Source organism: Achromobacter sp. MUI-25009338, assembly GCF_057359325.1.
The window spans coordinates 844,142-858,391 of sequence record NZ_CM170627.1 but is presented as its reverse complement, the minus strand read 5'-3'; the positions used below and the strand labels follow the sequence as shown (position 1 = coordinate 858,391).

The 14,250-nt window shown below is 70.8% G+C and carries 11 protein-coding genes; 2 read left to right on the top strand and 9 right to left on the bottom strand.

Annotated elements, in window-relative coordinates:
- Positions 1-6 precede the first annotated feature (6 nt).
- Both AC1IQ6_RS03945 and AC1IQ6_RS03940 read right to left on the bottom strand, forming a co-directional pair.
- Positions 7-1,422, bottom strand: coding sequence for an FAD-binding oxidoreductase (locus AC1IQ6_RS03945; RefSeq protein WP_102774181.1), 1,416 nt, complete (start codon positions 1,420-1,422; stop codon positions 7-9).
- Positions 1,423-1,527: 105 nt separating this feature from the next.
- Complete coding sequence (locus AC1IQ6_RS03940) at positions 1,528-2,157, bottom strand: BPTD_3102 family carboxylase-like protein (protein WP_102774007.1); 630 nt, start codon at positions 2,155-2,157, stop codon at positions 1,528-1,530.
- A gap of 212 nt (positions 2,158-2,369) precedes the next feature.
- Here AC1IQ6_RS03940 and AC1IQ6_RS03935 point away from each other — a divergent pair, with 212 nt between their 5' ends.
- Positions 2,370-3,776, top strand: coding sequence for a phosphomannomutase/phosphoglucomutase (locus tag AC1IQ6_RS03935; RefSeq protein ID WP_102774008.1), 1,407 nt, complete (start codon positions 2,370-2,372; stop codon positions 3,774-3,776).
- Between the two features lie 7 nt (positions 3,777-3,783).
- A complete protein-coding gene (gene pgi / locus AC1IQ6_RS03930; protein WP_479731037.1) occupies positions 3,784-5,337 on the top strand; it encodes a glucose-6-phosphate isomerase in 1,554 nt (517 codons plus the stop codon).
- A 13-nt stretch (positions 5,338-5,350) separates the two neighbouring features.
- On the opposite strand, the gene AC1IQ6_RS03925 is transcribed toward pgi, so the two are convergent.
- The 7 genes from AC1IQ6_RS03925 to AC1IQ6_RS03895 are packed head-to-tail and all read right to left on the bottom strand — an operon-like array spanning position 5,351 to position 14,250.
- The gene (locus AC1IQ6_RS03925; protein ID WP_111825850.1) at positions 5,351-6,484 is read right to left on the bottom strand and encodes a glycosyltransferase family 4 protein; all 1,134 of its coding nucleotides are present in this window, start codon (positions 6,482-6,484) and stop codon (positions 5,351-5,353) included.
- A complete protein-coding gene (locus tag AC1IQ6_RS03920; protein WP_181390982.1) occupies positions 6,481-7,638 on the bottom strand; it encodes a glycosyltransferase family 4 protein in 1,158 nt (385 codons plus the stop codon). Before AC1IQ6_RS03920 ends, AC1IQ6_RS03925 begins: the two co-directional genes overlap by 4 nt.
- A complete protein-coding gene (locus tag AC1IQ6_RS03915) occupies positions 7,635-8,747 on the bottom strand; it encodes a glycosyltransferase family 4 protein (RefSeq protein WP_479731036.1) in 1,113 nt (370 codons plus the stop codon). The genes AC1IQ6_RS03920 and AC1IQ6_RS03915 overlap by 4 nt, the downstream gene beginning before the upstream one ends.
- A gap of 3 nt (positions 8,748-8,750) precedes the next feature.
- A complete protein-coding gene (gene asnB / locus AC1IQ6_RS03910) occupies positions 8,751-10,682 on the bottom strand; it encodes an asparagine synthase (glutamine-hydrolyzing) (RefSeq protein ID WP_111825852.1) in 1,932 nt (643 codons plus the stop codon).
- Positions 10,683-10,730: 48 nt separating this feature from the next.
- On the bottom strand, positions 10,731-11,873 hold the full coding sequence (locus AC1IQ6_RS03905) for a glycosyltransferase family 4 protein (RefSeq protein ID WP_111825853.1): 1,143 nt from the start codon (positions 11,871-11,873) through the stop codon (positions 10,731-10,733).
- Positions 11,874-13,223 carry a murein biosynthesis integral membrane protein MurJ gene (murJ, locus tag AC1IQ6_RS03900; RefSeq protein ID WP_102774013.1) on the bottom strand — a complete coding sequence of 450 codons (1,350 nt, stop codon included), beginning with the start codon at positions 13,221-13,223 and terminating at the stop codon, positions 11,874-11,876.
- A 1-nt stretch (position 13,224) separates the two neighbouring features.
- Positions 13,225-14,250, bottom strand: a complete 1,026-nt coding sequence (locus tag AC1IQ6_RS03895) for an SDR family oxidoreductase (RefSeq protein WP_102774014.1) — start codon at positions 14,248-14,250, stop codon at positions 13,225-13,227.

Sequence of the window (14,250 nt, the reverse complement as noted above, 5' to 3'; positions counted from 1 at the left end):
TCTCTTCTAGGCCTGCAGGACCTTGCCTGGATTCATGAGGCCCTGCGGGTCCAGCGCCTGCTTGATCCTGCGCATCAGGGCCAGCTCCACCGGGCTCTTGTAGCGGGGCAGTTCGTCGCGCTTGAGCTGGCCCACGCCGTGCTCGGCGCTGATCGAACCGTGGTGGGCGTGCACGCTGTCGTGCACCACCTCGTAGATCTCGCCCTGCAGGGCCAGCAGTTCGGCTTCGGTCTGGCCCGGCGCATGGGCCACGTTGTAGTGCAGGTTGCCGTCGCCCAGGTGGCCGAAGACCACGTGGCGCACGCCGGGAAAGCGCGCCTGCAGCAGGCCGTTGGTCTTGTGCACGAAGCCGGCGATGGCGGAGATGGGGATGGACACGTCGTGCTTGACCGACTTGCCCAGTTCGGCCTCGGCCAGCGGAATGCTTTCGCGCAGGTGCCACAGCGCCCTGCTCTGCGCCACGTTGGCGGCGATGGCCGCGTCCTTGACCAGCCCGTCCTCGATGGCCGCGCCCAGCACCGCTTCGAAGCGTTCGCGCGCATGCGCCTCGCTTTCGCTGTCGGACAGTTCGAGCAGGGCGAACCACGGCGAGGCCGCGGAATCGCCCTCGAACGGCAGGCGCTGCTGCGGGAACAGGCGCACCACCGCCTGCAGGCAGGCGCCGCTCATGAGCTCGAAGCCGGTCAGCGCGGCGCCGAAGCCGGCGCGGGCGCGCGACAGCAGCTCCACGGCGCCGTCTAGGGTGTCCAGCGTCAGCAGCGCGGTGCACGAGGCCACCGGCCGGGGATACAGCTTGAGCGTGGCCGCGGTGATGATGCCCAGCGTGCCCTCGCTGCCGATGTACAGGTCGCGCAGGTCGTAGCCGGTGTTGTCCTTGCGCAGGCCGCGCAGGCCGTTCCAGATCTCGCCGTCCGGCGTCACGACTTCCAGGCCCAGCGTGAGCTCGCGCGTGTTGCCGTAGCGCAGCACCTGCGTGCCGCCGGCGTTGGTGGCGAGATTGCCGCCGATGGTGCAGCTGCCTTCGGCGGCCAGGCTCAGCGGAAACAGCCGGTCGGCCGCGGCCGCGGCCTCTTGCACGGCCTGCAGCACGCAGCCGGCCTCCACGGTGATGGTGTCGTTGTCGGTGTCCAGCGCGCGCACGGCGGTCAGGCGGGCGGTGGAAAGGACGATGGCCGTGCCGGAGGCGTCGGGCGTGGCGCCGCCGCACAGCCCGGTATTGCCGCCCTGCGGCACCAGCGGCACGCCATGCCTGGCGCACAGCTTCACCGCCGCCGCCACTTCCCCGGTGGAACCCGGGCGGATCACCGCCAGCGCCGCGCCCTTGTAGCGGCGGCGCCAGTCCAGCACGTAGGAATCGGCGTCGGCGCCGGTCAGGACGTGGGCAGGGCCCAGCAGGGACTGTAGATCGCTCAGCAAAGTCATACGCGCCGCATGAATGGAATGCGCCATGGAATGCGCCGGCACGGTCCGCCGGTCGCGGGATACGGAAATCTGCGGACTATTGTAGGGGCTGACGCGCCGCGCGACCTAGCCTACCGCCTGGTCCAGCCGCGTGCCCGTGAGGCCGGAGCAGAAGGCGCGCGAGGCGATGCGGTTCATCAGAAAGGCGCGGTCCACGCCCGCGGGGCCGGGCATCTCGGACAGGGCGCGGTAGGCGCGGCGCAGGGCCTCGCCGCGGGTCGCCCCGCAGACCAGCAGCCGCGTGCACGGAAGGCGCCGGTCGACGCAGCCGTCGATGCGCACTTCCAGCGCGTGGGCGGCGACCGGCTCGCAGTCCGCGACCGCCGCGCCGGCATGCGCCCGGGCTTCGGCGTCGATCACGCGGAACACGCCGCTGCGGTCGTCCAGCGCGAAAGCCACCGTGCCCATGCCCTGCCAGCCGCGGTCGCGCGCCACGTCGGCGGCGACCGCGCGCAAGGCGTTCTCGACCGATACGGGCAGGTGCGGCGCGGGGCACTCGGCGATCAGGACGCGGGCCTCGCGCCAGACGCAGCGCTCCCAGGCGCGGCCCGTGGCCAGGGCGCCCGAATCGGCGATGTAGACGTGGACGTCGAGGCGGCGCTCGCGGCCGGGGGCCGGCCCGGCCTGATCCGTGGGAGGGCCCCGCCGGCTGCTGGCGCCTCCCGATGACATGACAGTAGAAACTTTGGCAGCCATGGCCCCTCCCGGTCTTTCTGCTTGCATAGCAAGCGTATCACCTTCGGGCGTCCGGCAATTTCCGCCCCGGACGAACCGGGGGCAAACGCCCTACGGCATTCGTCCGATGAAGGCCGACCTCCAATGGGGGATAATTCGCCCTGGCCAGTCGCCAAGCGCATCTTGCTATACGGGTTTACCATTAACCCATTGAGACTTTGCGCTGTAACCCTATGAAAGGAATCGCCGTGGGCAACAACACGCAATTTCCCGCCGCCGTCTTCAAGGCGTATGACATCCGCGGCACCGTGCCGGACCTGATCGACGCCGGCTTCGCCCGCGCGCTGGGCGCGGCGCTGGCCGCGCGCGCCCGCGAGCAAGGCGTGCAGACCCTGGTTGTCGGCCGCGACGGCCGCCTGAGCAGCGAAATGCTGTCGGTGGCGCTGCAGGAAGGCATGCTGGAAGGCGGCGTGGATACGCTGGATATCGGCATGGTGCCCACGCCGCTGGTGTATTTCGCCGCCAACGTCATGCAGACCGGCTCGGGCGTGGCCATCACCGGCAGCCACAATCCGCCCAAGTACAACGGCTTCAAGATGATGATGGGCGGACGCGCCCTGTACGGCGAAGACGTGCAGGCGCTGGCGGCCAGCATGAACGCCGGCGCGGCCGCGCCCGCCGCGCGCCCCGGCACGCGCCGCCAGCTCGACCTGGTGGCCGCCTACGTCGCGCGCGTGGCCTCGGGCGTCAAGCTCGCCCGCCCCATGAAGATCGCCATCGACTGCGGCAACGGCGTGGCCGGCGCGGTCGCGCCGGCGCTGTTCCGCGCGCTGGGCTGCGAGGTCACCGAGCTGTTCTGCGAGGTCGACGGCAACTTCCCCAACCACCACCCCGACCCGGCCGAACCCAAGAACCTGCAGGACCTGATCAAGTGCGTGGCCGAGACCGACTGCGAACTGGGCCTGGCCTTCGACGGCGACGGCGACCGCCTGGGCGTGGTCACCAAGTCCGGCCAGATCGTCTGGCCCGACCGCCAGCTGGTGCTGTTCGCGCGCGACGTGCTGGAACGCAATCCCGGCGCCACCATCATCTACGACGTGAAGTGCAGCCGCCACGTCGGCCTGTCGGTCGAGGCGGCCGGCGGCGTGCCGCTCATGTGGAAGACCGGCCATTCGCTGGTCAAGGCCAAGCTGGCCGAAACCGGCGCGCCGCTGGCCGGCGAAATGAGCGGCCACATCTTCTTCAAGGAACGCTGGTACGGCTTCGACGACGGGCTCTACACCGGCGCGCGCCTGCTGGAGATCGTGTCGCGCGCCGCCGATCCCTGCGCCATGCTGGAAGCCCTGCCCCAGGACGTCTCCACGCCCGAGCTCAAGCTCGAAATGGAAGAAGGACAGCCTTTCGCGCTGGTCCAGGCGCTGCAGGACCAGGGCCAGTTCCCGGGCGCCAAGCGCGTCATCACCATCGACGGCGTGCGCGCCGAGTATCCGGACGGTTTCGGCCTGGCGCGTCCGTCGAACACCACGCCGGTCGTCGTGCTGCGGTTCGAAGCGCAGACGGCCGAGGCGCTGCAACGCATCCAAGCCGACTTCCGCCGCGAATTGAGCAAGCTCGCGCCGCAAGCCCATCTGCCTTTCTAGACTGCTTATGCCGTTATCCCACAGCCCTGCGTGGCAACAGTTCATCGCCGCAACCCGTGCCGCCCCGAAAAGGGGGGAACAGCTGCGGGTGATCAGCGCCCCGGGGCTGCGCCTGGACCTCAGCGCGCAGGCCTATTCGCCGGCGCTGCAGCAGGCCGAGGCCGCGCTGCTGGCGCAGCAGGGCTTCGAGGCCGCGCGCGCGCGCCTGTTCGACGGCGGCAACGCCAACTGGACCGAAGAACGCGCCGCCTGGCATACCGCGCTGCGCGCCGCCGAGCCGCCGGCCATGGTGGCCAAGGCCGTGCTGGCCGAGCGCGAACGCATGCGCGAATTCGTGCGCAAGGCCGACGCCGCCGACCGCTACGGCTGTGTGCTGCACCTGGGCATAGGCGGCAGCGACTGGGGCCCGCGCATGGTGACGCGGGCCTTGCGCCACGGCGGGGTGCGCCGCGAGGTGCGCTTCGCCTCCAACGTGGACTCGCATTCGGTCGCCGAAGCCATGAGCCACCTGGACCCGCATGACACCCTGGTCATCGTCGCGTCCAAGTCGTTCACCACCACCGAACCGCTGGCCAACGCCGAAGTGGCGATGAACTGGCTGCGCGACGCCGGCGTGGCCGATCCCATCCGGCAGGTCGTGGCCATCACGGCCAACGTCGAGGCCGCGCTCAACCTCGGCATCCTGCCCGACCACATCTTCCAGATCTGGGACTGGGTGGGCGGACGCTATTCGCTGTGGTCGGCCATCGGCCTGCCGATAGCGCTGGCGCTGGGCAACGAGGTGTTCGAACAGTTGCTGGCCGGCGCGGCCGCCATGGACGAGCATTTCCGCAATGCGCCCATCGAGGAAAACGCGCCGGTGCAGCTGGCGTTGGCCGGCGTGGTCAATCGCAGCGTGCTGGGCTACGACTCGCTGGTGATCGCGCCGTACGACTCGCGCCTCTACCACCTGGTGCCCTGGGCCCAGCAGCTGGAAATGGAATCGCTGGGCAAGGTCGCCACCGCCGACGGCAGCCCCGCCGGCGTGCCCACCGGCCCGGCCGTGTGGGGCATGCCGGGCACCGACTGCCAGCACACGTTCTTCCAATGGCTGCACCAGGACACCGCCGGCGCGCCGGTCGATTTCATCCTGTGCGAGCAGCCCGCCCACGCCTATGCGCGGCATCACGAACTGCTGATCGCCAACTGCCTGGCGCAGCGCTCGGCGCTGCTGCGCGGCAAGACCTACGAGGAAGCGCTGGCCGAAACCTCGGCGACCGAGCGCGACCCGGCGCGCGCGCGGCGCCTGGCGCGCCATCGCGTGCATCCGGGCGGGCGCCCGTCGTCGCTCATCGTGCTGCCGCGCCTGGAGGCCTACACGCTGGGCGCGCTGCTGGCCCTGTACGAGCACAAGGTGTTCACGCAGGGCGTGATCTGGGGCATCAATCCCTTCGATCAGTGGGGGGTCGAGTTCGGCAAGGTCCTGGCCAAGGGCATCATGCACGAGCTGGACGCGCCGCAGGCGATCGAGCAGGACCCTTCCACGCGCTACTGGATCGACGCCATCGCGCGCCGCCACTGAGGCGGCAAAGGCCTCAGCCGCCCAGCGCGTCGTAGATGCCGACGTGGATGCGGGCGACCCGCTCGATATCGAATTCGCGTTCGGCCAGCGCCCTGCCCGCCGCGCCCATGGACTGGCGCAGCGCCGCGTCGCCGGCCAGGCGGGCGATGGCGTCGGCCAGCCCCCGGGCGTCGCGCACCGGCACCAGCACGCCGGTCTCGCCCGGCTCGATGGCGTCGCGGCAGCCCGGCACGTCGGTGGTCACCACCGCGCGCCCGCAGGCCGCGGCTTCCAGCAGGGACTTGGGCAGCCCCTCGCGGTACGAGGGCAGCACGGCGATGTGCGAGGCCGCGTACAGCCCGGCCACGTCGCTGCGTTCGCCCAGCGCGCGCACGCAGCCTTCGCGCTCCCAGGCCTGCACCTCTTCGGGGGTGGCGGAAGTCGGGTTGCCGGCGTCCACGCCGCCCACCAGCTGCATCGTCACCGGCACGCCGCGCTCGCGCAGCAGCCGCGCCGCCTGCACGAATTCCTGCACGCCCTTGTCGCGTAGCAGGCGCGCCACCATCGTCACGACCACGGGCGGGGCCGGCGGCTCGGGCACGGCGCGGTAGGCCTGCAGGTCCACGCCCGCGCCGCGGATCAGCACCACCTGGCCGTCGCGCACCGCGCCCAGCGACTTGAGCAGGTCGCGGTCGCTGGCGTTCTGGAAGATCACGCGGCTGTTCGGATGGCCCAGCGCCAGCCGGTACAGGCGCGCCACCACGGCGCGCACCAGCCGCATCTTGAGCGAATTGGACAGGAACACGAAGCCCAGCCCCGAGATCGCCGCGACCATGCCCGGCACGCGGGTCAGGCGCGCGGCGATGCCGCCGTAGAGCACCGGCTTGATGGTGACCAGGTGCACGATGTCCGGACGCAGGCGGCGGAACAGGCGCACCAGCGCCAGCAGCGTGCCCAGCTCCTGCAAGGGATGCTTGCCGCTGCGCGTCATGGGAATGGCGTGGTGCGTCATGCCCAGCGCCTCGATCTCGGCCACGGCCGGGCCGTCCATGGTGGCGACGTGGATCTCGTAGCCGGCGCGCTGCGCCGCCAGCGCCACCGGCACGCGATGCGACATGAAGAAGGCCGGATTGTTGACGACGAACAGCAGGCGGCGCGGCGCGCTCATTCTTGCACTCCAGAAATGCGGCGCCATACGGCGATGTAGCTTTGCACCATGCGGGCGAGATCGAACCGTTCCAGCACCCGGGCGCGGGCCGGCTGGCCGGCGCGCTCGCGGCCGCGCGCGGCCACCTCGCGCAGCGCGGTCTCGATGCCGCGCGCCAGCGCCTCGGGCTGCTCGGGCGGCACCACCACGCCGGTGTCGCCGACGATATAGGCCGCGTCGCCGACGTCGGTCACCACGCAATAGACGCCGCAGGCCATGGCCTCGGCGACCACGTTGGGAAATCCTTCGGCGCAGCTCGACAGCACGTGCAGATCCAGACCGTTCATGGCCGCGGGCACGTCGTCGCTGGGGCCGGCCAGCACCAGCCGCTCGCGCAGCCCGAGCCGGTCTATCAAAGCGCCCAGCTCGGGGTTGTCGGCCGCCATGCCACGGCCGATCAGCACGCAGCGCAGGCCGCCGTCGCGGCCGTCGCGCACCAGCGCGGCGATGGCGCGCAGCAGGTTGGCGTGATCCTTGAGCGGGTCCCAGCGCGCCACGCAGCCGATCACCGGCGCGTCGTCGGCCAGCCCCCATTGCGCGCGCACGCGGGCGCGCGCGGCCTCGTCGGGCGTATAACGCGACAGGTCGTAGCCGTTGGAGACGACCACCAGCCGGTCGCGCCGGTAGCCTTTGTCGGCGTGGCGCTCGGCCGCTTTCTGGGCGGCGCACACGATGGCCCGGGGCACCCAGCCCGACAGCAGCGCGCAGGCGCGCAGCACCAGCCGCGCCGAGCGGCTGCTGCGCTCCAGGTGCTCGCCCGAGTTGCGGATGCCCCAGGCGATGGCGCGCACGCCGGCCAGGCGCGCGGCCAGACCGCCGATCAGGTCGGCGTGGTACATCCAGGTCTGCACCGCGTCCGGACGCGTGCGCGCGATCAGCGCGCGCAGGGCGAGAAAACCGCCCAGGCTGACCCGCCCGCGCTTCATGCCCAGCGCATGCACGGCCACGCCGGCGGCGCGCAGGCGCTCGCCGTATATGCCCTCATCGGTGAGCGAGACCACGGTGTGCTCCACCGCCGCCTCCGGATAGGTGGCCAGGCGCAGCAGCACGGACTCCGCGCCGCCCTGCCCCAGGCCGGTGATCACGTGCATGACACGCAGCTTGCGGGCGCTCATCGCCCCTCCCTGACCGCGTCGAACAGCTCGTCCCAATGCGCCAGCACGTTGGCGAGCGCGTAGCGCTGGCGCACCGCGGCCGAGGCGCGCAGGCCCAGCTGCTCGCGCAGCCCGGCATCGCTCATGATCCGGCGCAGCGCTTCACGCAGCGCATCGCGGTCGCCGGCCGGCACCAGCAGCGCGTCCTGGCCGTCGCGCGTCATTTCGCGCGGACCGCTGGGGCAGTCGAACGCCACGCAGGGCAGGCCCAGCGACATGGCTTCCAGCAGCACGTTGGGAAAGCCCTCGACCAGCGAACTCAGCACGAAGGCCTGTCCGCGCGCCAGTTCCTCCCACGGCGCCTCGGTGCGGCCGGGCAGGCTGACGCGCGACTGCAGGCCCAGGCGGGCGACGCGTTCTTCCAAGGCGCCGCGCTCCGGCCCCTCGCCCCAGATGCGCAGGTTCCAGTCCGGGAAATCGGGCGCCAGCTGCGCATAGACGTCGATCAGCAGGTCGAACTGCTTGTCGCTCACCAGCCGTCCCATCGCCAGCAGTTCGCGCGGGCCGGCGTCGCGCTGGCGCACCAGCGGCGCGTCCAGCAGCGGCGCGGGCAAGGGATTGGGAATGACCGCCAGGCGCTTGATGCCGGGCACCTGGCGCGCGAACGGACCCGCGGTGTCTTCGGCCTGCACCGTCACCATGTCGGCGCGCGGATACAGCAGGCGGCGCAGCCTGCGCCACACCTTGCCGGTGGTGGTTTCGGCCACGGGATTGGTGCGCTCGCAGACGATGAGCGGCACGCCCAGGCCGCGCGTGGCCAGGATGGCGGCCACGTTGACGTTGGTCAGGAATGAAACCACGACGTCCGGCCGGGTGTCGCGGATATGCCGGCGCAGCGCCAGCAGGCGCGCGAACGCGGCCTTGGCGCCCCCGGCGCGGGTGCCCGCCAGGTCCGCCAGCCAGGCCAGTTTCACCTTGTCCGACAGCGGATAGAAGCAGCTGCCCTTGGAGGAGAAGGTCGGCGTCAGCGTGACGCTGTCGCCCCGCTCGGCCCAGGCGTTGACCAGCGTCGCGGCGACGCGCTCGGCGCCGCCGGCGTGCATGGAGCTGACCAGCATCAGTATTTTCATGCGTCAAAGACTCCCAACCGATCCTCCCTGGTTCCTGCCGTTGCGATAGCGGTCCAGCCAGGCCTGCATCATCAGCACGCCCCACAGATGGCTGTCCCAGTTGCGATGGCCCGAGGTGTGTTCGCGCCACTTGCGCAGAATGGGCTCGGGCTCGAACCAGCCTTCCTGGCGCAGGCGCGCCGGGTCCAGCAGCGTGTCGGCCCATTCGCGCAAGGGGCCGCGCAGCCACGCGGCCAGCGGTACGGCGAAGCCGCGCTTGGGCCGGTCGACCAGCGCCTGCGGAACGTGGCGGTACAGGACCTGGCGCAGCAGCCATTTGCCGGTGGCGCCGCGCACCTTGTAGTGGTGCGGCAGGCTCCAGGCGAATTCGTAGACGCGATGGTCGATCAGCGGCACGCGCGTCTCCAGGCTGACGGCCATCGCGGCGCGGTCCACCTTGACCAGGATGTCGTCGGGCAGGTAGGTGACCGTGTCCAGCTTCATCATGGATTCGAAGGTCGAGCCCTGCATGGCGCGCGCGAATTCCGACACCGGCTCCACGCCGCCCTTGACCACGCTGGACGGGTCGGCCCAGTACGAAACGAAATGGCGGTAGAACTCGCCGCGCGTGTCGGCGCGCAGCAGTTCGCCCAGCTTGCCGACCTTGCCGCGCCAGGCGCCGCGCCCGGGCAGCAGCGCCGAGGCGCTCAGCAGCGCGCCGGCGGGCTTGCGCAGCACCGCGGGCACGCGCTCGCACTTCTGCCACCAGTTGTTCACGCGGAAATAACGCGAATAGCCGCCGAACAGCTCGTCGCCGCCGTCGCCCGACAGCGCCACGGTGACGTGCTGGCGCGCCATGCGCGTGACCAGCGACGTCGGGATCTGCGAGGAATCCGCGAACGGTTCGTCGTACATGTCGGCCAGCGTGGGCACCACGGCCAGCGCGTCCTCCGCCGTCACGTACAGCTCGGTGTGGTCGGTGCCGAGGTGCGCGGCCACGGCCTTGGCGTGCTGCGCCTCGTCGTAGCCTTTCTCATGAAAGCCGATGGCGAAGGTGCGCACCGGCTGCGAGCTCTGCGCCTGCATCAGCGCGACGATGGTGGACGAATCGATGCCGCCCGACAGGAACGCGCCCAGGCTCACGTCGGCCAGCATCTGGCCGCCCACCGCCTTGGACAGCACGCCTTCGAGCGCCTGCGCGGCCTGCGCGTCGTTGTCGAACGACAGTGGCGACTGCGCGGCGACGTCGGCCGCCTCGCGCGCCGACCAATACACGCGCGGCTGCGGCATGCGGCGGCTGCGGGTGTCGTCGGCGGTGAATTCGACCCAGGTGCCCGGCGGCAGCTTGGCGATGCCCTGGAAGATCGATTGCGGCGCCGGGATGTAGTTGTGGCGCATGAACGAGGCCAGGGCATTGCGGTTCAGTTCGCCGCCGAAGCCGGGGATCGGCATCAGGCCCTTGAGTTCGGAGGCGAACACCAGTTCCGCGCCCGAATAGCCGTAGTACAGGGGCTTTTCGCCCATGCGGTCGCGCGCCAGCACCAGCTTGCGCGAGGCGCGGTCCCACAGCGCGATGGCGAACATGCCCACCGCGGCCTGCAAGGTGGCCTCGATGCCCAGCGCGGTGAAGCCCGCCAGCAGGGTCTCGGTGTCGGAATGGCCGCGCCAGGACGGCGCCAGCGCCGATTGCTCCAGCTGCTTGCGGATGTCCAGGTGGTTGTAGATCTCGCCGTTGAACACCATGACGTAGCGGCCGCAGGCCGAGGTCATGGGCTGGTGGCCCGCTTCGGTCAGGTCCAGGATCGCCAGGCGCACGTGCGCCAGCGCCAGCTCGGCCTCGGGATCTTCCCAGAAGCCATTGCTGTCGGGCCCGCGGTGGCGGATGCGGCGGCAGCTTTCCGCCAGCACTTGCGCCTTGTTCCCGATGGGGCCCCAGATACCGACTATTCCACACATGATGTTGTTCTCGTGGTCACCGTAGCAACGGCATGACGCGCCCGGACCCTAGCGGCCCGGCGCGCGCACGCCGTCAAAAAGTTCTTGCCATTTCTGCAGCACGCGCGCGGCCGAAAACCGCTCGCGCACATCGATCGCCGCCTGCGCCATGCGGGCGCGCCCGGCGTCGTCGCGCATGAGCGCATCCAGCGCCGCCACCAGCGCGGGCACGTCGCCGTTGGGCCGCACCAGCACGCCGTCCACCCCGTCGCGCACGATTTCGCGCGGGCCGGTGTCGCAATCGAAGGCGACGGCGGCCAGGCCGCTGGCCATGGATTCGAGCAGGGTGTTGGACAGGCCCTCGAAGCGCGAGGTCAGCACGTACAGGTCGGCACTTTCGTACCAGTCGCCCACATTGCCCGCGCGTCCCGGCATGAAGACGCGCTCCTGCAATCCGGCTTCGCGCACCTGCGCCTCCAGCGCGCGCCGCTCGTCGCCCTCGCCCAGGATAACCAGATCCCATCCGGGATGCGAGGACGCCAGCCGGGCATAGGCCTGGATCAGCAGGTCGAAACCCTTGTCGGCATGCAGCCGGCCCACGGCCAGCAGGCGCTTGCGGCCCGCGCCGGCAACCGGCGCCAGCACGGGTTCCGCGCGCGGCAGCGGGAAATGCACCGGATTGGGGATGACGGCCAGCCGGCAGCCCGGCACATGCCGGTCCAGCCAGTCCGCGGTGCCGCGGGTCAGCGCCACCACGCGCGCGGCGCGCGGATAGGTCAGGCGCCGCAGGCGCTGCCAGAAGCCCGACAGGGTCTGCGACGGCGGATGCGTGTGCTCGGTCGCGATCACCCGGCACGACAGGCCGGCGCAGGCCAGCACCGACAGCACCGAGGCCGTGGTCATCATGCCCAGCACGATGTCGGGCCGAAACGACCGGACCACGCGGCGCAGCGCGCGCACGCGCTGCACGTTGCTCCAGATCCCACGCAGTCCGCCGCCCTCGCCCGCGGTGTCCAGCACCTCGCGGCGCACCTTGGGATGCAGCGCATAGACGTCGCCCGCGGCGCCGGCCTGGGTCACCACCATGACCTCGCGGCCCATCTCGGCCCAGTGCGCGCTCAGGTCGGCGGCGACCCGCTCGGCCCCGCCGCCGCCCAGCGAATGGATGAACAGCAGGACGCGCAGGGGCCGGCCGGAATCAGTCTCGGACATTCAATCGGCCTCCTTGGTTTCGGCCTTGCGCAGCGCCACCAGCAGGTAGCAGGCGAAGGACAGCAGGTACATGAGGCTGGTGGCCAGCATGATGCCGGCCGCGCCCATGCGGGCCGCCAGCAACGGATTCAGCGCCGCCTTGAGCAGGAAGTTGCCCACGGCGATGGCCGACATGATGCGGTAGCGGTTCTGGCTGGCCAGCAATTGCACCAGGATCAGCACGCCGAAATAGAACGGCAGCTGCAGGAGCCCCCAGCGCAGCACGTGCGCCACGGCCTGGGTGTTCTCGGCCGTGAAGGCGCCGCGCTCGAACAGCACCGACACGCCCCACGGCGCCAGCACCCAGCCCAGCACTACCGCGCCGCCGCCGGCGGCCACCATCAGCACGGACCATTTCAGGGCCATGACGCGCGCGCGGCCGGTATCGCCGCGCGCCTGCACGTCGGCCAGCACGGGCAGCGCCGCGCGTCCCACCGATACCGCGCCTATGCCCAGGAGCAGCGACAGCAGCCGGCTGGCGTAGCCCAGCGTGGCGTTGGCGTTGGCGCCGAGGTTGGCGGCGGCGTACTGGTCCAGCGGGCCGACGAAGCTCATGGCCACCTGGCCGATCAGCATCACGCCGGCCGCGCTCATCAGCTCCGGCCAGTGCGGCGAACGCAGCGACAGGCGCGGCGCGCCCCAGAAACCGCCGTCGGCGCGCGCGGCCAGCCAGGCCAGCCAGACGGTCTGGATGGCGTAGCCCACCAGCGTGCCCCACAGCAGCGGCCCCACGCCGTCGGCGCTGGCCGCCAGCATGACCCAGGCCAGGGTGGCCACGGCAGGCACGCTGTCGAGCAAAGTGTTGACGTGGCGCTCCTGCGCGCGCAGACGGGCGGCGCTGATGCCGGCGACGAGCAGCAGCGCCGCCACCGGGGCGAAGGCCGCCAGCAGCTCGCCGGTCATCTCGCGGACCTGGGCCGACAGGCCCTGGCCCAGCATGCCCAGCACCTGCGGCCAGGCGAACCAGGTCAGCAGCGCCAGCGCCACGCCGGCCGCGGCGACCCAGCCTTGCAGCTCGCCGATGAACAGGCGTCTTTCGGTTTCCTCGGCGCGGCGCAGCCGCACCAGCACCGGGATCAGCACCACCGACAGCACGCCCACGATGGTCACGGGCAGCCAGGTGGCCATCGTCATGGTGAATTGATAGGCGTCCACGGCGTCGCTGACGCCGTAGCGGTACGCCACCGCCATCTCCTTGACGGCGCCGGCGGCCTTGCCCAACAGCAGAAACACCGCCACCCGGAACGCGCCCTTGAATATGCGCAGGTGATCCGGGTGGATGTTGCCGAGTTTTCTGGCTAGTGCTTTCAAATCAACGCAGGAATTGCGTGTACCAGGGCATGGCCACTTCCAGGCCCTGCAGCACCGTGTGGGTGGGCGCGTAGCCCAGCAGGCGGCCGGCCTTGCTGACGTCGGCCTGCGAATGGCGCACGTCGCCGGCGCGGAAATCCGCATACACCGGCTGCTTGGCGTAGTCCACGCCCTGCTTGCCCAGCGCCTGCGCCAGGAAGCCGAATAGCTGGTTCAGGGTGCTGCGGCCGCTGACGGCCACGTTGTAGACCTGGTTGCGGCCTTCGGCCGGCGCCATCGCGGCCAGGATGTTGGCCTGCACCGCGTTGTCCACGAAGCAGAAATCGCGGCTGGTCTCGCCGTCGCCGTTGATGGTGACGTCGTCGCCCTTGATCATGGCGGCGGTCCACTTGGGGATCACCGCGGCGTAGGCGCCGTCCGGGTCCTGGCGCTTGCCGAACACGTTGAAGTAGCGCAGGCCCACGCTCTCGAAGCCGTAGGAGCGGGCGAACACGTCGGCGTACAGCTCGTTGACGTACTTGGTCACGGCGTACGGCGACAGCGGATTGCCGATGTTCTCCTCGACCTTGGGCAGCGCGGGATGGTCGCCGTAGGTGGAGCTGGAGGCCGCGTACACGAAGGACTTGACCTCGGCGTCGCGCGCCGCGACCAGCATGTTCAGGAAGCCGCCGATGTTCACCTCGTTGGTGGTGATCGGGTCCTTCAGCGAGCGCGGCACCGAGCCCAACGCCGCCTGGTGCAGCACGAAGTCCACGCCCTGCGCGGCGCGGCGGCAGGCTTCCAGGTCGCGGATGTCGCCTTCGATGAAGGTGAAGCGCGCCCATTGCTCGGGGCTGACCGAGGCGCGCACCTCGTCCAGGTTGCGCTGGTGGCCGGTGGCGAAGTTGTCCAGGCCGGTCACGGTCTGGTCCAGCTTCAGCAGGGTTTCCAGCAGGTTCGAGCCGATGAAGCCGGCGCAGCCGGTCACCAGCCACTTGCGCGGCGCGGCCGCCAGTTCTTGCTTGATGGTGTCGAAACGGGTGGTCAT

What these genes read in the sequence shown, in the direction of transcription:
- AC1IQ6_RS03945 (WP_102774181.1), bottom strand. Translation starts at nt 1,422, where the DNA reads ATGACTTTGCTGAGCGATCTACAGTCCCTGCTGGGCCCTGCCCACGTC.
- AC1IQ6_RS03940 (WP_102774007.1), bottom strand. Translation starts at nt 2,157, where the DNA reads ATGGCTGCCAAAGTTTCTACTGTCATGTCATCGGGAGGCGCCAGCAGC.
- AC1IQ6_RS03935 (WP_102774008.1), top strand. Translation starts at nt 2,370, where the DNA reads ATGAAAGGAATCGCCGTGGGCAACAACACGCAATTTCCCGCCGCCGTC.
- pgi (WP_479731037.1), top strand. Translation starts at nt 3,784, where the DNA reads ATGCCGTTATCCCACAGCCCTGCGTGGCAACAGTTCATCGCCGCAACC.
- AC1IQ6_RS03925 (WP_111825850.1), bottom strand. Translation starts at nt 6,484, where the DNA reads ATGAGCGCGCCGCGCCGCCTGCTGTTCGTCGTCAACAATCCGGCCTTC.
- AC1IQ6_RS03920 (WP_181390982.1), bottom strand. Translation starts at nt 7,638, where the DNA reads ATGAGCGCCCGCAAGCTGCGTGTCATGCACGTGATCACCGGCCTGGGG.
- AC1IQ6_RS03915 (WP_479731036.1), bottom strand. Translation starts at nt 8,747, where the DNA reads ATGAAAATACTGATGCTGGTCAGCTCCATGCACGCCGGCGGCGCCGAG.
- asnB (WP_111825852.1), bottom strand. Translation starts at nt 10,682, where the DNA reads ATGTGTGGAATAGTCGGTATCTGGGGCCCCATCGGGAACAAGGCGCAA.
- AC1IQ6_RS03905 (WP_111825853.1), bottom strand. Translation starts at nt 11,873, where the DNA reads ATGTCCGAGACTGATTCCGGCCGGCCCCTGCGCGTCCTGCTGTTCATC.
- AC1IQ6_RS03895 (WP_102774014.1), bottom strand. Translation starts at nt 14,250, where the DNA reads ATGACCACCCGTTTCGACACCATCAAGCAAGAACTGGCGGCCGCGCCG.